The following is an 18,012-nucleotide window of genomic DNA, read 5'->3' as shown; positions in this document are numbered from 1 at the left end:
TCGGTGCCGCTCAGTCCAGGTAGTTCCAGGGCCGCTTGACGCGGTCGGCGTCCTGCCAAGCCTTAATCTGATCCCATCCCTGCAAGGTCACGCCGATTGCGTCGAGCCCTTTGAGCAACGCATCCTTACGCGCGGCATCGATATCGAAATGGTAGGCCGTGCCGTCGGGGGCCGTCACCGTCTGTGTCTCCAAATCGACCGACACGGTCCGTTGTCCGGCCTCGACCTGCGCCGCGATCGCTTCAACAGCGTCTTCGTCGAGGGCCACCGGCAGGACCATGTTCTTGAAGCAATTATTGAAGAAAATCTCGCCGAACGATGGGGCAACGACGCAGCGGATGCCATAGCCCTTCAGCGCCCAAACGGCGTGTTCCCGCGACGAGCCACAGCCGAAGTTGTCGCGCGCCAACATGATCTTGGCGTCTTTGTAGTTGGCTTGGTTGAGCACGAAGTCGGGTTTGGGCGTCTTCTCGTCTTTCTCGAAACGCCAATCGCCGAACAAAAATCCGCCGAATCCATCCTTGCCGGTTTCGTTGATGCGGGTCAGGAACCGGCTCGGCAGGATCGCGTCGGTATCGATGTTGGCCCGCATCAGCGGTGCGGCGGTGCCTTTGAGGGTGGTGAATTTGTCGCTCATGATTATCTCGCCAGTTTGCGGGTATCGGTGATCTTGCCGGTGACCGCGGCGGCCGCGACCATTTCGGGGCTGGCGAGGTGGGTTCGCACCCCGACGCCCTGGCGGTTTTCAAAGTTGCGGTTGGTCGACGAAATCGCCCGGCCCCCCGGTTTGAATTTGTCGCCGCCCAACGAGACGCACATCGAGCAGCCCGGCTCGCGCCATTCGAAACCTGCCGATTTGAAGATCGTGTCCAATCCCTCGGCCTCGGCGTCGCGCTTGACCAAGCCCGACCCCGGGACGCACCACGCTTGTACGCCGTCGGCGACCTTCCGGCCTTTCAGAATTTGCGCCGCCGCGCGTAGGTCGGACAGCCGTGCGTTGGTGCACGAGCCGATGAACGCAACGTCGATCGGGGTGTCCGCGATCGGCTTGCCCGGCGTCAGGCCTGTATAGGCGAGGGCGCGTTCCAAATAGGCTTTCTTGTCGGCGCTTCCCGCATGCGCCGGGTCGGGCACGGTGCCGTCGATGCCGATGACATCCTGCGGGCTCGTTCCCCAGGTGATCATCGGACCGATCTTGGTCGCGTCGATGGTTTCCTCGCGGTCAAACGTCGCACCGTCGTCGGTTGGCAGGGTGCGCCAATACTTGACCGCCTGGTCCCATACCGCATCCTTTGGCGCAAACGGGCGTCCGTGCAAGTAGTCGAACGTCGTGTCGTCGGCGGCGATCATGCCGTAGCGCGCGGCCATCTCGATCGACATGTTCGCCACCGTCAAGCGGGCCTCTACCGGTAGCGCCCGGATCGCCGCGCCGGCGTATTCGACGACGTAGCCGTTGCCGGCCTTCGCGCCCAACTGGCCGATCGTATAGAGAATCATGTCCTTGGCGCTAACGCCCGGCGCAACATTCCCTTCGAAGGTGATGCGCATGGTCTTCGGTTTTTGCGCCACGATCGTCTGTGTCGCCAGGACGTGCTCGATCTCGGTCAACCCGACGCCCCACGCAAGAACGCCCAGGCCGCCGATGGTCGAGGTGTGGGAGTCGCCGCAAATCAAAGTGCTACCGGGCAGCGCGATGCCGAGTTCCGGCGTAATGACGTGAACGATGCCCTGACGCACGTCGCCGATGTCGTACAGGTGGATACCGTATTCTTTGGACTTGCGGCGCAACCCTTGGACGCCGGCCTTGCCGCCCGGGATCTTGGTTTCGTCGCCGCGCCCCGGGTCGGTGTCGACCCCGTGGTCCATCGTCGCGAAGTGGAGTTCCGGGTTGGGCATTTTGCGCCCGGCTTTGTCGAGCGGTTCGAACACCAGTGCGCCGAGCAGGTCGTGCATGATGTCGCGGTCGACATGCAATAGCGAATAGCCGTCGCCGAAGTCGCGGATCTCGTGATCGGCCCAGATTTTTTGAAAGAGCGTGCGCCGCTGGCTCATGCGTTATCCCGTCCTGCTTGGTGGTCTTTTTGGTGGTTGGTGCCGCAGGCTATCACCCCGGCGCCACAATGTTGACCGGCTTTACGCTAGTACTCGCGGAGCAACCGACCACACCCCGGGATGCGGTCTGCAAACCCGTTCTGCCGCAGCGCATACCACAGCAGCACCGTGTTGATATGCAGGATGGGCTTGCCGAGCTCGCGTTCGGCACTTTCGGCCAAGCGCATCAGAAAAATGTTGCTACCGGTCGCCAATACGACCTCCGCGTCCGTTGCGCAAAGCGTTGCGAGGGCTGATCGCAGATCGGCCTCGCTGGTATTGACGATCTCGAAGGCCGACCCGCAGTCCAGACCGTGAGCGCCCGAAACCGAATACCCGCATTCCTCCCACAAACCGCCGGACACGACGCCGCTGGCGGGCAGCCGTGGGGTCAGTACGGCAAGCCGCCGGACGCCCATCGTGTCGAGTGCCTTCAGGAACGCCCGCGCCGAGGTCGCAACGTCCTTGCCGGTGAGCGCGTCATACCCCGCCGCGATCGTTTCGTGTTGATCGCGCCCGATCGTAAAGCCGCCGTCGCCGACAATGTAGTAGTCGGGCTCGGCCGGCATCAAAGCGGCAAGCGCGCCCGGTTCGCCCGATCGAACGCCCTGCGCCATTTGTCTGAATTCGGCGTCGGTCGACCAGGTCGGCGCTTGATCGCGCTGGATTCGTGCCGTGTTGATCGAGATCCCCGCCGGCACGGCGGCGTGCATCTCGCTCTCGCACACGGTATTGCGCTCGGGCACGATCAGGCCCCATTTCGCTCTGTATCCCATTCTGTCGGGCATCGACGGTCTCCTCAGTAGGGCGTTCCAAGCGCACGTTGCGCCTTTTGGGCGGCGACGTGCCACTCGAATTCATCGAGGAACTTCCCGGCGCGGCGCATCCAGGCATCGTCGGTCGCCGAGCCGTCCTCGTCGAACGCTTTGTGGACCCGCGGCACCGCCAGCAGGGATGAGATTGAGGGCATGCCAAGTTCCGCCAAAGTCATACGGAGTTGCATGGCCGCGCGGACGCCCCCGTATCGCCCCTGCGAGTAGGCGACGATTGCCGAGGGCCGCCAAAACCATTCCTCAAGAAAATGATCCAGCATGTTCTTGAGCGCGGGCGGAATGCCGTGATTGTACTCGCCGCTTACAACGATAAAGCCGTCCGATGCCCTTAGAACGCGCGCCATGGATTCGAGGTTCGCGGGCGCATGGCCTGCGTCGTATTCCTTGTACATTCGGTCGAGGAGCGGCAGCCCAACATCCAGGGCATCGATCAAAGTCGGTGTATGCCCGCGCGACTGGATCTGCCGCACGACAAAACGCGCGGCGCGGATTCCCTGACGGTCTTGGCGGACCGAACCATAAAGAACGGCGATCGCGTAGGTCATCGGCACTCCTCTCTCGTTTCGGTATGTTAGATACTAACTGTCGAGATTACATATTCGCGGTAACGCCGCTTCGAGGGGAAAGCATGGAAAAGATCGCTGTTATCGGCGCCGGCATGGTCGGGCGGTCCTGGGCAATCGTTTTTGCCCGGGCCGGGCGGTCGGTTGCACTCTACGACACCGACGCCAACGCATTGGAGAACGCGCTGGTGCTGATCGCCGGGGCGGCCAACGACCTGCACCGCGAGGGGCTAGTTGACGAAGACGCCCAAGCCATCGTTGGCCGCATCACCGCCACAACCAACCTCGGCGCGGCGCTGGCGGGAGCGGCCTACGCGCAGGAGAACGCGCCGGAAACCCTCGACATCAAACGCGCTCTCTTTGGCGCGATGGACGCGGCGGCACCGCCCGAGACCATCTTTGGCAGCTCGACGTCCGGCATTCGCGCCTCGCAATTCAGTGAACATCTCAAGGGTCGCGCGCGGTGCCTCGTCGCCCATCCCGTCAATCCACCGAGCGTCGTGCCGCTGGTCGAACTGGCGCCGGCACCGTGGACCGATCCGGGCGCGGTGGAGAAGGTGCGCCAGCTCATGGCGGCGGTCGGCCAGCAACCAATCACCGTCCAGCGAGAAATCGACGGTTTCATTCTTAACCGGCTCCAGGGCGCGTTACTTAACGAAGCAATGCGATTGATCGCCGACGGTTACGTCACCACCGAAGATCTCGATAAGACCGTAAAGTACGGGCTCGGTCTGCGTTGGTCGTTCATGGGACCGATGGAGACGATCGACCTCAATGCGCCGGGCGGCGTCCCCGATTACTCGACGCGCTACGGTCCGATCTACCACCAGGTCGCCAAGGAAGCGGAGGCTAGGCCGTGGGACGACAAACTATTCGGCCAAGCGGCCAAGGATCGCCGCGCCACCCTGCCGATGGACAAACATGTCGAGCGCCAGCAATGGCGCGACCGGCGCCTGATGGCGTTGGCCAAACACAAAAAGGATGCGGCGGCGCGGTTGGGGGACTAACCGCAAAAGCCGTCACTTCGTCATTTGGGTTTATCGAGGTGCCAGACCTGTTCGACCGGGTACTTTTTGGCCCATTCGGCGGGAACGCACGCACGCGTTTCGGTTTCGGATTCGGGCGCAAAGACTTCCTGATAGTTCCGGACGACAAACCCGATCTCGGCGAATAGGGCCATCCAAGCGGAGATGGTCAAATTGAAGCACACGCCAGTGGGGTCGAATTCGACCGTGGTCCAGTCTGCGCCCCACATGTTGCGATAGGGCCGGTGCAGCGTTGTTTCGGTGGGCGCGCCGCTGGTCGGCGAGCAGATCAGCACCAGGGGATGATTCCCGAGAAACACCAACTGCCCACCGGGGCGCAATAAGCGCCAGGCCTCTCCCAGCCATGTCTCGGGACGACACCATATGGCTGCACCGTATTCGGAGATCGCGAAGTCGAAGGAAGAATCGGCCAAGCCAGTTATCTCGGCGTTTGCCTCAATGAACGTGATATCCGCGCCGTGTTTCTTCGCCAACCGACGTGCCGTGGCCAGCTGGTTGGACGAGACGTCAATGCCCGTGACCTGCGCGCCGCGCCGAACCATCCAACCGGAAACATAGCCGGTCCCGCATCCCAACTCGATCGCGTCTTTGCCGCTCATATCCGCGGGAAGCAGGTTTAGGGAGTGCTCAGGTATTCCCCAATTTCCCCACACCGGCGTTTCGCTGTTCCAAAGTCGCTCGCCGATGGCAACCCAATTTGGCGCATCGGCGTCCCAAACTGCTCGATTGATGGCCGCATGATCGCGGGTCATTGGCCTTTCTCCGACTTGGTGGAAGTGAGGTCCATACCACGGGTATCAGCCAAAATCCTAGCGTTCGACGACCGCCGCGCTGGACCGCTCGGAGCGTGGTCCCGCTAACCGGTGGAGGTGTTGTCGGCCCGCGCCTAAGTCCCGAGCGGCCGCCCGCCGTCAATCGGGAAGACGGCGCCGGTCGTATGGGGGAAGTGGATGACGGCGGCAAGGATCGCCGCGCCGACTTCTTCGGGCGTTGCAAAACGGCCCAAGGGCGTCGCTGCGATCTGGGCTGCTCTAACCGCGGGATCCCAGGCCCGCGTAAAGTCGGTGTCGACGACCCCGGGGGCGACAGCGACAACGCGCACCTTGGGCGCAAGCGCCCGCGCCAGGGTCATGGTCATCGATTCGATCGCGGCCTTGGAGGCGCAATAGGCAATGTTCGAGCCAAAGTGGATATGCGCCGCGACCGACGAGAGATTCACGACAACCCCGCCGTCGCCCTCGGACAGCAAACCAGCGAGCGCGCGCACGCAGGCAAACGCCCCGCGCACGTTCGTTTTCATAATGTGATCGAAAGTCTCGTCGTCGAGGCCAGCCAGATCGCCGTGGGCGATGACGCGCGACCAACCGGCGTTGTTCACCAATATGTCCAAGCGACCCTCGCCGCCGCCGATATCTGCCGCCAGCGCCGTGAGCGATGCGCTATCGGTGACCGATGCTTGGATCGCGCGGTGGCCGCTGCCCGGTAATGCGGTCGCGACCTTGGCGGCGGCATCGGCACTGTCGCGGTGGGTAACGATGAGCCGCGCACCGGCCGCTGCAAGCGCATGCGCCGTGGCAGCACCGATACCGCGGCTTCCGCCGGTAACGAGGGCAACCTTCCCGTCGAGCGGGGGCGTCATTTGACTGCGGCCGCCACGAACGACACGCCTGCCTGGGGTAACAAGCGGTGCATTACTCCGCCGCTTGCTTGCCGTAGCGGGCGACGCGAAGGTCGGCCTGCGCCTTGTGACCGGCGAAGTTCTCAATGGCACACAGGCGCGAGCAGTATTCGCCGATCATCGCGCTCGCTTCCTCTGTGCAGCGTTGGTAGGTGACGGTCTTGATGAACTTTCCGACCCACAGACCGCCGGTATAGCGGGCCGCTTTGCGTGTCGGCAGCGTGTGGTTGGTGCCGATCACTTTGTCGCCGTAAGCCACGTTGGTCTCTTTGCCGAGGAACAACGCGCCGTAGTTCTTCATGTTATCCAAGAAGTATTGCGGATCGGCGGTAAGTACTTGGACATGTTCCGAGGCGATCTCGTCGGCAACCTGAACCATCTCGTCGACTGTGTCGCACAGGATGATACGTCCGTATTCCTCCCACGCGACGCTGGCGACATCGGCGGTTTCCAGCGTTTCGAGCTGGCGCGCGATTTCGCCCGGCACGGCTTCGGCCAACGCCCGCGACGTCGTCAGAAGATAGGCCGGCGAATTGGGCCCGTGCTCAGCCTGGCCCAACAGATCGGTTGCGCACATTTCCGCATCCGAAGTTTCATCGGCGATGATCAGCGTTTCGGTCGGTCCGGCCAGCAAGTCGATCCCGACCCTGCCGAAGAGCTGACGTTTGGCTTCGGCGACGAAGGCGTTGCCCGGGCCGACCAGCATGTCGACGGGCGCGATGGTCTCGGTGCCGATGGCCATTCCGGCAATCGCCTGTACGCCGCCAAGGATGTAAATTTCGTCGGCGCCGGCGAAGTGCATGGCGGCGATCGTCTCGGCCGGCAACTTGCCGTTGATCGGCGGGGTACAGGCGACGACCCGACGCACCCCCGCAACTTTCGCGGTCAACACGCTCATATGGGCCGATGCCACCATGGGGTAGCGGCCGCCGGGGACGTAGCACCCCACCGAATCGATCGGCAGATTTTTGTGCCCCAGAACGATACCGGGGAGGGTTTCGACCTCGACGTCATGCATCGAATCGCGTTGTTTTTGGGCGAAATTGCGGATCTGGACCTGGGCGAACTTGATATCTTCGATGGTCCGGGGTGAGACCGACGCGACGACCTCGGCGATCTGCTCGGGGCTTAGCCGGAAAGAATCGGGGGCCCATTTGTCGAACTTCTCCGACAGATCGCGGACCGCAGTGTCCCCGCGTGCCTTCACATCGGCAATGATCCCTTCGACGGTTTGCCGCACTTTTTGATCCGCTTCTTCCCGTTCTTCCTCGGTTTTTCCGGTCTTCAGTTCTTGGATCATGGATGCTCCGTCCAGGGGGTTGCCGTTCAGGTCGTGTTTCGCCGGACTCTCTTCGCGCGCCCGCGCCTTGTCAAACACGCTTGGGCGATTTGGCAGCCCCCGGGGAAGGGGCGGAGCCGCCGGATTTGGCGGCGACCGGAGCGGCGAGGCGGGTTGACTTGGTTCAGGACGCAACCTAGTTTTCGCGCTCGCCGCGCAGGGCTTTCTCTATGCCTGTGCGCCAACAACAATGAGTCTTCGCCGCCCAGCGGCGACTAGCAAAAGGGTGCGTCGATGAGCAGCCAGGGCAGAGGTGAAGTTCAACTGGTGAATCTCGCCAAACACTTCGGCGGGACGCGAGCGGTCGATGGGATCAATCTGACGATTCCCGATGGCGCCTATTGCTGTGTGATCGGTCCGTCGGGCTGCGGTAAGACGACCATCTTGCGCATGATCGCCGGCCACGAACACCCGACCGGCGGCAATGTCATGATCGGCGGCCAGGCTGTCGAAGGGCTGACGCCGGTCCAGCGCGGCACATCGATGATGTTTCAAAGCTACGCCCTGTTCCCGCATCTGTCGGTGGCCGACAACGTGTCCTTCAGCCTCAAGGTCAAAGGCGTCGAAAAGAGCGAGCGTCGCAAAAAGGCGATGGAAGTTCTTGACACCGTGCAAATGACGCATCTGGCGGACCGTGTCCCCGCGCAGTTGTCGGGCGGCCAGCAACAGCGTGTTGCGTTGGCGCGTTCGCTGATTACTAACCCCAAAGTGTTGCTGCTCGACGAACCCTTGTCTGCGCTTGACGAATTTCTGCGCCTCCAGATGCGCGAAGAACTGCGGCGCCTGCAAAAAGAAATCGGCATCACCTTCATCCACGTCACCCATACCCAGCCCGAGGCGCTGGCGTTGGCGGACGTCATCGTCGTTATGGATCAAGGCCGGATCGACCAGGCTGGCAGCGCGCGCGAAATTTTCAATGCGCCCGTTTCGGCTTATGTCGCGGAGTTCATGGGTGGTTGGAACGTCTTCCGGGGGTCGGTCTCCGGCCTCGACGGCGACAAAGCCCACGTCACCGAATCGAGCGGCAAGAAATTCGTGCTCCCCAAGGGAACACTGACGACCGGTGCCAACGTCGGTTTTTCGATTCGCCGCGATCGCATTCACATGACTCGCGGTCACGACACGAGCAAGGAAAGCAACGCCGTCACCGGCACCGTCCATGGCATCGAGTACCAGGGCAGTTGGGTCAAGGTAACGATGGTTCGTGAAGGCCAAGACGAGCACGTCGTAGCCAACGAGTCCGAGGAAGAGTTTTTCCAGCAGCCGGTCGACTTCGGCGATCCCGTGACCGCGTATTGGAAAACCGAAGACAGCCACATGTTGTCGCACTAAACGCATCGGACCGCTCCGCGGGACGATGGCATGGCGCTCCACGATCTCACGCTCACCGACGTTCTGACCGGCCTTGAAGCCGGATGGTTTAGCGCCGAAGAACTCGCACGCGATTTGATCGGTCAAGCTGATCGCTTTGCCGACATCAATGCCTTCATCGCCTTCGACGAAGGCTGCATCCTCGCCGACGCCCGTCAAGCCGACGTGCGGCGCTCTGAAGGCGACAAGGGGTCTCTTCTCGGCGCGCCCCTAGTTCTGAAAGACAATATCGACGTTGCCGGTTTGGTGACCACCGGCGGTACCAATGCCTTACGCCACAATGTGGCGCGCCGCAGTGCGCCGGTCGCCCAGCGGTTGCTCGATGCGGGCGCGATCTTCTTCGGTAAGGCAAACCTCCATGAACTCGCCTTCGGCTGCACCTCGAACAACGGAAGCTTCGGCGCTGCACGCAATCCCTACGATCCTGACCGCGTGGCTGGCGGCAGCAGCGGCGGTACCGCGGCTGCGATTGGTGCGCGGATGGCGCCTGCTGGCATCGGCAGCGACACCGGTGGGTCTGTGCGGATTCCTGCAGGGTTTTGCGGCGTAGCCGGATTCCGCCCGACCACCGACCGCTACCCCGGAGCCGGAATCGTGCCGATTTCCCACTCGCGCGACACCGCTGGGCCGATGGCGCGCAGCGTCGCAGACCTCCGAATCCTCGACAGCATTATGTGTGGCGCCACGGCAAAACCATCCGCGTTGCCGTCCTTGGGCGAAATCCGGATCGGCGTGCCGCGCGCGTGTTTCTTCGATGCACTTGAGCCGGAGGTCGAGGCCGGGATCGAGGCCGCTCTTGAACGGTTCGCGGCCTACGGCATCACCCTGGTCGACGCCGACATTCCAGACGTCGAGAAGGTCCACAAGGCCGGCAATTTCCCCGTCCTGCTCTACGAGGCCATAGGCGACCTTACCGCTTACCTGGCGACCGGCGACACCGGTCTCGACATTGCCGCCGTCGTCGCCGAAGTGGGCAGCCCCGATGTACGTCAGATACTGGAGCCGCTGCTGGGCGCGGGGGCGATCACCGAATCTGCCTACCATGAGGCAATGAGTGTTCATCGGCCGCACCTGCAGCAAATCTACGCTGCCTATTTCGCCGAGCACCGGCTCGACGCCGTCATCTATCCGACGGTCCCCGTGATGCCAGTACTGATCGACCAAGAGCAATCGGGCGCGCTTCAGGGCGGCGATACCGTTCCCGGTATCAATCTGTTCGACCGTAATACCGGGCCGTCAAGCAACGCCGGCATCCCCAGTCTCAGCATGCCGTCGGGACTTTCAGCCCGCGGGCTCCCGGTCGGCTTCACGTTGGACGCGCCGGTCGGCAAGGACGACGCGCTGCTCGCGCTCGGTGTTGCCCTGGAGGCGCTTGAGCCAAATATGCCTGCGCCAGTGATGGACTGGTAACTAGCCGGACGCCGGGTGATGCGCCATCCAATGGCGCGCGATTTCGATCCGCTGGGCAACCCACACGCCGTCGTGTTCGAGCACGTAGTCCATAAACTTCGCTAGAGCCTCGGCGCGGCCGGGCCTGCCGCTAAGGCGGCAATGCAGCCCGATCGACATCATCTTCGGCGCGGTTTCGCCCTCCCGGTACAAGTGGTCGAATGCCGCCTTGAGGTAGTGCGTAAAGTCCTCGCCCGACATCCAACCAGGCGCCAGGGCAAACTTGAAGTCGTTGGTGTCGAGCGCATAGGGCACGATCAGGAGCGGCTTCTTATCGACATCGATCCAGTAGGGCAGGTCGTCGTTATAGAACTCGGAGGCGTAGACGGTGCCGCCTTCCTCCATCAAGAGCGGGAGCGTGTTGTCGCTGTAGCGTCCGGTATACCAGCCAAGCGGTCGCGTTCCGCACAGCTCTTTGATGGTATCGATCGTGAGTTGGATGTGTTCGCGCTCGACCTCCTTGGGAACGTCGGCATAGTCGAACCAGCGCCAGTGGTGGCTGGCCACTTCATGGCCCGCTTCGATCATCGCCGCAGCCGCTTCAGGATTGCGCTTTAACGCAAGGCCGACGGCCCAGGAGGTGAACGGAATGTTGCGCTCGGCGAACAGGCGCATGATTCGCCAGAACCCGGCCCGGCTCCCGTACTCGAAGATGTCCTCGACGAATCGATTGCGCCGACCGACGAGCGCAGGCAGCCCGTACATCTCGGCAAGATAGGATTCGGATTCGCTGTCGCCGTCGAGGATCGTGCGTTCCCCGCCCTCTTCGTAGTTTAGGACGAAACTCACGGCGATCCGGGCGCCGTTGGGCCAGGTCACCTGGGGGATCTTCGCGCCGTATCCGACGAGATCGCGAGGGTAGGGATCGTTCATGTTTTTTCTCCGACATCCAGCGCTGGCCTTCTGGCCCGTGACGTTGATACGGTCGCGTCCAGACAGTTTGAGCCCTGACAGTGTAACAAGGAGCGTTGCCCATGACTGCCGTCGGTCCCCGCCCACCCGATATCGAAGAGATCTTCGCGCTATCGGAAGAATTCGGTCTGAACCTAAGTGCAGACGAGGCGACGTCCTACCAAGCGGTGATGGCGGGGGCGTTTCGCACCTACCAGGCGCTAGACGCCCTGACCGAACCGCGCCCGACCGTCGCTTGGCCGCGGACGCCGGGATACCGGCCCGAATCCGGCGAAAACCCTTTCAATGCCTGGTACTGGCGCACAGAGATCAAAGGGAACCCCGATGGCCCGCTCGCAGGTGAAGCAGTCGGGGTCAAGGATTCCATCGCAGTCGCCGGAGTGCCGATGGCCAACGGGTCGCGTACCCTCGACGGATTCGTTCCCGATATTGATGCGACCGTGGTCGCACGGCTCCTCGATGCGGGCGCGACGATTGCGGGCAAGACCACCGCATCCGACCTTTGCGGGGTTGCCGGCGGTCACGATCATCCCTTCGGAACCGTCCGCAATCCCCACGACCCGGCGCGCTCGCCGGGCGGGTCGTCCTGTGGGTCGGGGGCGGCGATCGCCGCGGGCGACATCCGCATGGCGCTCGGCGGCGACCAGGGCGGATCGATCCGAATCCCCGCCGCATGGTGCGGCACGGTCGGCCTGAAAGCGACATTCGGGCTGGTGCCCTATACCGGTTGCATGGGCATGGAAACCTCGCTCGATCACGTTGGCCCGATGAGCGATACCGTGGCCAACTGCGCGAGGTTGTTGACGGCGATCGCGGGGCCGGACCCGCTGGACCCGCGCGCTGCGGGACTACCCGCCGATTGTGTCGGCGACTACGTCGCAGCCATCGAGCAAGACCTCGACGGCCTGACGATCGGCGTTCTCAAAGAGGGCTTCGGGCACACGGAATGGCCGACCCTTGGCTTTGGCGCGAGCGATCCCGTGGTCGACAATCGGGTGCGCGAGACCGTCGCCGCGCTTGAATCGGCAGGGGCAAAAGTTGTCGAGGTATCAGTACCCGAGCACATCGATACCGCCCATGTTCTGGTTGCGCTGCTCGAAGAGGGTGTGTGCGCCAACATGCTGCGCGGCAATGCTGCTGGCCACGGTTGGCAGGGCTTCTACGATACCCGCCTGCAAGACACCTTCGCGCGCGGTTGGCGGCAACAGGCCGCCGACCTGCCGCCGCCGATCAAAACGATTCTCTTGGTCGGTGAACACATGCACCGCCATTATCACGGGCACTACTATGCTAAAGCGCAGAATCTGCGGCCCCAAATGCGTGCCGCCTACGACCGGGCGCTGGCGCAGTGCGACGCCTTGGTCATGCCGACCTTGCCGTTTCGTGCCCCCTTGATGCCAGCCGCTGATGCGCCAATCCCGGAGCGGATGACGATCGCGCTCAACATGATTGGCAACGTGTGCCAGGCGAACGTAACCGGCCACCCGGCGATTTCGGTGCCGTGCGCGATGCCCGACGGATTACCGGTTGGCCTTCAGTTTATGGGGCGCCACTTCGAGGAAGCGACGTTGCTCCGCCTCGCAGCCGCTGTCGAGCGCGCCGGCGACTGGCGCGCTCGCTAGCGGTTGCCAAAGGGCCTAGTCGTCGCCCTTGTAGCCTGCGCCCCCGTCCATCATGGCGTGCGCCAGGTTGTACTTTGTAACCGTCGGACGCGGGTATGCCTTGCGGCTATGGGTCAAGTTCAAGCCCAGTAACGCTTCGGCGAGCTTGTAGGTGAGGGGACCCGGATTGATGACCGGCACCGGCAGGTGTTCGGCGAGGTAGGCGTGCGATTCGTGCATCGTCGTCGAGCCAAGGCAAATCGCTTCGGCGCCGTCTTCCTCGACCAGTTTCATCCCGGCCTCGAGGAGTTTCGGAAACACGTCCTCTTCCTTGCCACCCAGCAGGTTTTCCGGATCGGGCATGATGTTGGGTGAGCGGATGCCGGCGCACAGATGGTCCAAACCGTATTCCCGCACCGTTTTTTTGTAGAGCGCCTTCCACGGATCCCATTGGGTCAGTACGCCGAAATTTGTTCCGAGCAAGAGGCACATCAGATACGACGCTTTGCCCGGCGAGATCACGGGTATGTCGAGCACGCTCCGTAGGCCGTTCTGACCGGAATCGCTCATGGTATCGATACAGACGGCGTCGTAGCCGTCTTCTTGTGCGGTTAGGCCCGCTTCGAACATCGACATGTCGGCCAGCACGCCGTCATGATAGCTGTCGTAGAGTGCTGGGCCGGCCTTCACAGGTCGGTAGTCGAATTCGATATCCGGGCCGAGAACCACGGAGTTCTGTTGCGCGCGCCGTTTCGACAACCCGTTCTCATCGAACGCAAACGGAACCAAAACGACGACTCTTTTTTTCGCTGCCATGAAATCCTCCCTTGAAGAGGGAGAGATTGCCTGCTCTTGCGGATACCCACAACAGGGTGGGGGCTATCCGCGCAGATCGACCGGTTGTTTGACGCAGACGCCCGGACCGAAGTCCGGCAGGTCGGTAGGCTGTTCGAACCGAACCGACACCCACTGGTCGGGTGCGTCGCGTAACAGCAGCGACACGGTGGTGGTCGGAAAGAACCATTTATACTGAACCGTCGCGTTCCAGCGCGCGTTGTGGCATTGCTCCCAGAACAAGTGTGCTGGCCCATACTGCGCGGTGAACTCGTCGAGAAACGCCTCGAATAGGTCTGTCTTGCGTGTATCGTCGAAGAAAAGGCCCTGGAAGCCTTTTTCCAAACTCACGCCGATTATCGCGCCGCTTTCCCGGTCCTCGCACAGCCAGGCCTGCCATTCCTCGTCGTCCAAGTGCAGGGGCAGCGCGCGGGTGAAGTAACACCCACCGACTTCGATCGCTTCTTGGCGATCGAGCGTTTGCCCCCCGAGGACCGCTTGGGCGCGGCTGATCGGAATGCCCCAGGAAATTCCCCGCCACCCGGCTACATCCATGGGGCTGGGGACGGTGGGCTCAACTGCCCCAGTATCGGCGCGGGCTGTAGACGGCCCCGTAGTGACCAGACCCAGCAGCAGAAATATGGTGGCGGATACCCACAGCTTCATGGTTTCTCCCTTTTGGCCTTGTCGCAAACAGTCTGGGGCGGTCGGTTGTTCCCTGCAAGGTGCGATAATCCCCACCACTTCACCAGAAGTTGCGCCACGCAATCCAGGCGATTCCGGCCTGTGGCTGTCGGGTAAAAGAGTGCTATAAATAGGCTTATGTGGTGCCCCGTAACGTTCTCCGGCATCGCTGCCTGTGCGGTTCACGGTACCAGTGGTCGCGCAGCGCTCCTCGAGGACCACGAAACAGGTGAGGTTATTTAAGCATGAGCAAGCGAAACATCAGCCGCCGTACAGTGCTCAAGGGCACAGCGGCCGCCGCTGGCGTCGCGGTCGGCTCGGGTGCCGTTAGCGGCTTCCCGACGATCTGGGCGCAAAATCTGAAAGACGTAACGTTGCGGTCGATCGGTTCGGCCGTGACCCACGTCGAACCATGGGCGAAGCAAGCGAGTGAAGATCTTGGCTTCAAGATCGAAATCACCGCGCTCGACTTCGATGCGATCACCAACCGCATCATCACCCAGCCCGGGTCGTTCGATATCGCAGAGCCCACATTCAACACGTTCCGTCGGCTTTCGCCGGTCGGTAACATTCAACCGATCGACACCAAGCGGTTGAAGAACTGGGACAAGATCAACGATCTGTATCGCACGGGTCGTTTGACGCCGGATTCGCCGTTTGGCGACGGCCAGAACCCGACCACTGTCATGTACACTAAGGACGGCAAGAGCTTCGTTAAGCCGGGCGAGTCCGATTGGCTCTTCGGTTTGCCGAGCGTTCACAACGCCGACACCTTGGGCTATCGCCCCGACCTGACCGGCCGCAAGCTGGAAAGCTGGGCCGAGCTGATCAGCGACGAGTGGCGCGGCAAGGTTGCCCTGCAAAGCTTCCCGGACATCGCGATGATGGACATCGCGCTGGCCATCGAAGGCGCGGGACTGCTCAAGTACAAGAACAAAGGCAACATGACGAAAGAGGAAATCGACAAGACGTTCGTGATCCTCACCGACCTCAAGAAAAAGGGTCATGTGCGTGCGTTCTGGACCACGTTCAGCGAATCCGTAACGCTGATGGTCTCGGGCGAGACGGTGATTCAGTCGATGTGGTCGCCGGCCGTTACGGTCACCAAGTCCCAGGGCGTGCCCTGCGTTTATGGCGATCTCAAGGAAGGCTATCGCGGTTGGACGATCGGCTACGTGTTGCCGAAGCAGCTCAGCGGCATCAAGCTCGATGCGGCATACGAGTTCTTCAACTGGCTGTCGTCCGGTTGGTCTGGTGCGTTCTTCGGTCGTCAGGGCTACTACATGCCGACGCTCGAAAACACCAAGAAGTTCATGACCGCCGACGAGTGGGGCTTCTGGTACGACGGCAAGCCCGCCCAGGGCGTCATCAAGGATCCGTTCGGCAACGAACTCGAAAAGCCGGGTACGGTGCGCGACGGCGGTTCCTACCAGGACCGCATGGGCAATATCGCGGTGTGGAACTCCGAGTTCGACGAATTCGGTTACCTCGTCGACGAATGGAACAAGTTCCAGTCCGGTTAATAGGGCTGGGTCTTCCAGAACTAAAGGGGCGCTTCGGCGCCCCTTTTTTTGTCCGCACGGCCTGCCACATAGGGGCTTGTGTGGCAGGCCTCGCGAACGCCGTATCGATCGTGCCAGTTGTAAGCCGGAAAACCGCTCATTCGTTGTCGCGACATTAGGGTTGCGGTTGCGGGACGGTTTGGCTACATCTTGCCCGGCTTCGACCGGACTTTCCGTCCGGAATGTTCACCAAGACTATTGGCGGGATGTATGGAGACGGAACAGACTGTCTTGCAGCGCTATAGCGCATACCTGCAGATATCGCCGCTGGTGCTGATCCTGCTGACCTTCTTGATCGCGCCGATGTTCGTGATCTTGCTCTACAGCCTTTACAAGTTCGGGCCTTTTTCGACCCAAGTCGGCGTTTTTGTCATTGAGAACTACGTGCGGACGCTGTCGTTCGATAGCGCGACGTGGAGTGCGCTTGCCGACACGATCCGTACAACGGCGATAACTTGGGCCATCACGCTGGTCCTAGGCTTTATCCTCACTTACTACCTCGTCTTCGACGTCATCCAACTCCGCATCAAGATCTTTCTGTTCCTGCTGGCCGTGGTGCCGTTTTGGACATCGGGTGTCGTGCGGATGATCGCCTGGGTGCCGTTCCTCGGTAAAGAAGGGTTGATTAACGGATCTCTGATCGGTCTCGGGATTACAGACGAGCCGCTCCAGTTTCTTCTCTTTTCCGACTTCGCGGTCATCCTGTCCTACGTTCATGTGCTTACCCTGTTCATGGTGGCACCGCTGTTCAACGTAATGGCGCGAATCGATCTTCGTTTGATCGAGGCAGCTAAAGACCAGGGCGCTAAGGGCTGGCAAATTCTGCTGTACATCATCATTCCGTTGTCGCGGCCCGGTATCGCGATCGGAACGATCTTCATCGTTGCGCTCACCGCATCGGATTTCGTCGCCGTGCGCATTCTCTCGGGCGGAACGTCGGGGACGTTGGCGACGGCGGTCTTTAACCAATATGCCCAGTCGCGCCACCCCTATTCGGCTGCTAGCGGGATCATTCTTCTGGTCATTCTTTTACTTTTCGTCGGTGGCATCATGCGCCTCGTCGATATCCGCAAACAGCTCTAGGGACGGATTATGAGCGCAGAGGGAACAGCCGTAAAAGCCGTTGGCGAAGGTCATTCGCGCGGCTACTACATCCGGACCGTCATCTTCTTTGCGTTTCTGGTATTCCTTTACGGCCCGATCATCGTGATCGGCATCCTCTCGTTTCAGGGCCCCCAGGGCAGCCTGATGTTTCCGATCCGCGAGGGGTCGTTGATTTGGTTCCGCGACGTGTTCGATCCGGCCTACGCCGGCGATTTCCGACTGCCGTTCGTGCGGTCGATCGTCTTGGCGCTGATCGTGATGGTCATCACGACCCTGGTGTCCTTCCTTGCGGGCTTGGCGTTTCGTCGCGGGTTCAAGGGGTCGTCAATCGTATTCTATCTCGTGATCGTCAGCCTCATCGCACCGCCGTTCCTCATCAGCTTCGGCCTTGGTATCGGCTTTACCAGCCTTGGCCTGCAGTCGCAGTGGTGGTCCGGCGGCCTCGGCGCCCACCTGACATGGACGCTCCCGTTCGGTGTGTTGATCATGTTCGCGATCTTCAGCCGGCTCGACTATTCCATCGAGGAGGCCGCGCAGGACCAGGGTGCTACGCGGTGGCAGCGTCTGCGCTATGTGATTATTCCGATCGTTGCGCCGGGTATCCTCGCAGTCGCGCTCTTCGGGTTTACCCTTTCCTACGACGAGTTCTCCCGCAGTTCGCTCGTAACCGGGACGGGTAATACGTTGCCGGTCGAGATGGTCACCGTACGCGGTACGGCCGCGCGACCGTCGCTCTATGCGGTGGGGACCATGACGACCATTTTCTCGCTGTTGATCATCACCGGTACGTTCCTCAGCCTCTATTTCCTCGACAAACGGCGCGGTCTCCTCACAGGCGGTCGGGTCAGCGAGAGCGAGAATTACCCCAAGAATCCGGGCGGCGCCGCCCAAGCCGCCGAGTAGTGCGAAACGGTAGCGGACGTCACCGCGGTTGGTCGCTTGAAT

The 18,012-nt window shown here is 61.8% G+C and carries 17 protein-coding genes; 7 read left to right on the top strand and 10 right to left on the bottom strand.

What is annotated here, in order from left to right:
- Nucleotides 1-10: 10 nt before the first annotated feature.
- The 4 genes from leuD to RID42_15515 all read right to left on the bottom strand — a co-directional run bounded on the left by leuD (nt 11) and on the right by RID42_15515 (nt 3,469).
- Nucleotides 11-637 carry a 3-isopropylmalate dehydratase small subunit gene (gene leuD, locus RID42_15530; GenBank protein ID MEQ8249090.1) on the bottom strand — a complete coding sequence of 209 codons (627 nt, stop codon included), beginning with the start codon at nt 635-637 and terminating at the stop codon, nt 11-13.
- A 2-nt stretch (nt 638-639) separates the two neighbouring features.
- Complete coding sequence (gene leuC, locus RID42_15525; protein MEQ8249089.1) at nt 640-2,052, bottom strand: 3-isopropylmalate dehydratase large subunit; 1,413 nt, start codon at nt 2,050-2,052, stop codon at nt 640-642.
- 86 nt (nt 2,053-2,138) lie between these two features.
- Nucleotides 2,139-2,879 (bottom strand): hypothetical protein, encoded by a 741-nt coding sequence (locus RID42_15520; GenBank protein ID MEQ8249088.1) that lies wholly within the window; start codon nt 2,877-2,879, stop codon nt 2,139-2,141.
- An 11-nt stretch (nt 2,880-2,890) separates the two neighbouring features.
- Nucleotides 2,891-3,469 carry an NADPH-dependent FMN reductase gene (locus tag RID42_15515; GenBank protein ID MEQ8249087.1) on the bottom strand — a complete coding sequence of 193 codons (579 nt, stop codon included), beginning with the start codon at nt 3,467-3,469 and terminating at the stop codon, nt 2,891-2,893.
- 83 nt (nt 3,470-3,552) lie between these two features.
- Here RID42_15515 and RID42_15510 point away from each other — a divergent pair, with 83 nt between their 5' ends.
- Nucleotides 3,553-4,494, top strand: coding sequence for a 3-hydroxyacyl-CoA dehydrogenase (locus RID42_15510; GenBank protein ID MEQ8249086.1), 942 nt, complete (start codon nt 3,553-3,555; stop codon nt 4,492-4,494).
- A 20-nt stretch (nt 4,495-4,514) separates the two neighbouring features.
- Here RID42_15510 and RID42_15505 read toward each other — a convergent pair whose 3' ends face one another.
- The 3 genes from RID42_15505 to hisD all read right to left on the bottom strand — a co-directional run bounded on the left by RID42_15505 (nt 4,515) and on the right by hisD (nt 7,511).
- Entirely contained in the window at nt 4,515-5,285 is a 771-nt protein-coding gene (locus tag RID42_15505; protein ID MEQ8249085.1) for a class I SAM-dependent methyltransferase, read from the bottom strand.
- Between the two features lie 134 nt (nt 5,286-5,419).
- Nucleotides 5,420-6,172 (bottom strand): SDR family oxidoreductase, encoded by a 753-nt coding sequence (locus RID42_15500; GenBank protein ID MEQ8249084.1) that lies wholly within the window; start codon nt 6,170-6,172, stop codon nt 5,420-5,422.
- Nucleotides 6,173-6,224: 52 nt separating this feature from the next.
- A complete protein-coding gene (gene hisD, locus RID42_15495; GenBank protein ID MEQ8249083.1) occupies nt 6,225-7,511 on the bottom strand; it encodes a histidinol dehydrogenase in 1,287 nt (428 codons plus the stop codon).
- Between the two features lie 273 nt (nt 7,512-7,784).
- Between hisD and RID42_15490 the strand changes: the two genes are divergently transcribed.
- Together RID42_15490 and iaaH are read left to right on the top strand one after the other, a co-directional pair.
- Complete coding sequence (locus RID42_15490) at nt 7,785-8,882, top strand: ABC transporter ATP-binding protein (GenBank protein MEQ8249082.1); 1,098 nt, start codon at nt 7,785-7,787, stop codon at nt 8,880-8,882.
- A 30-nt stretch (nt 8,883-8,912) separates the two neighbouring features.
- Nucleotides 8,913-10,331: an indoleacetamide hydrolase gene (iaaH, locus tag RID42_15485; protein ID MEQ8249081.1), complete on the top strand. Its 1,419-nt coding sequence runs from the start codon at nt 8,913-8,915 to the stop codon at nt 10,329-10,331.
- Here iaaH and puuE read toward each other — a convergent pair whose 3' ends face one another.
- Nucleotides 10,332-11,243 carry an allantoinase PuuE gene (gene puuE, locus RID42_15480; protein ID MEQ8249080.1) on the bottom strand — a complete coding sequence of 304 codons (912 nt, stop codon included), beginning with the start codon at nt 11,241-11,243 and terminating at the stop codon, nt 10,332-10,334.
- Nucleotides 11,244-11,344: 101 nt separating this feature from the next.
- On the opposite strand from puuE, the gene RID42_15475 reads away from it, so the two are divergent.
- The gene (locus tag RID42_15475; protein ID MEQ8249079.1) at nt 11,345-12,904 is read left to right on the top strand and encodes an amidase; all 1,560 of its coding nucleotides are present in this window, start codon (nt 11,345-11,347) and stop codon (nt 12,902-12,904) included.
- Between the two features lie 15 nt (nt 12,905-12,919).
- On the opposite strand, the gene RID42_15470 is transcribed toward RID42_15475, so the two are convergent.
- Nucleotides 12,920-13,699 carry an aspartate/glutamate racemase family protein gene (locus tag RID42_15470; protein ID MEQ8249078.1) on the bottom strand — a complete coding sequence of 260 codons (780 nt, stop codon included), beginning with the start codon at nt 13,697-13,699 and terminating at the stop codon, nt 12,920-12,922.
- A 63-nt stretch (nt 13,700-13,762) separates the two neighbouring features.
- On the bottom strand, nt 13,763-14,383 hold the full coding sequence (locus RID42_15465; GenBank protein ID MEQ8249077.1) for a hypothetical protein: 621 nt from the start codon (nt 14,381-14,383) through the stop codon (nt 13,763-13,765).
- A 263-nt stretch (nt 14,384-14,646) separates the two neighbouring features.
- Between RID42_15465 and RID42_15460 the strand changes: the two genes are divergently transcribed.
- The 3 genes from RID42_15460 (at nt 14,647) to RID42_15450 (ending at nt 17,970) form a co-directional block, all read left to right on the top strand.
- On the top strand, nt 14,647-15,924 hold the full coding sequence (locus tag RID42_15460; GenBank protein MEQ8249076.1) for an extracellular solute-binding protein: 1,278 nt from the start codon (nt 14,647-14,649) through the stop codon (nt 15,922-15,924).
- 249 nt (nt 15,925-16,173) lie between these two features.
- A complete protein-coding gene (locus RID42_15455) occupies nt 16,174-17,046 on the top strand; it encodes an ABC transporter permease (GenBank protein ID MEQ8249075.1) in 873 nt (290 codons plus the stop codon).
- A 9-nt stretch (nt 17,047-17,055) separates the two neighbouring features.
- Nucleotides 17,056-17,970 carry an ABC transporter permease gene (locus RID42_15450; protein ID MEQ8249074.1) on the top strand — a complete coding sequence of 305 codons (915 nt, stop codon included), beginning with the start codon at nt 17,056-17,058 and terminating at the stop codon, nt 17,968-17,970.
- Nucleotides 17,971-18,012: the final 42 nt, after the last annotated feature.

This window comes from Alphaproteobacteria bacterium (genome assembly GCA_040216735.1).
Classification (GTDB): Bacteria; Pseudomonadota; Alphaproteobacteria; order SHVP01; family SHVP01; genus CALJDF01.
Note: the sequence above shows the minus strand (reverse complement) of the source record. Positions and strands in the feature narration are given on the sequence as shown.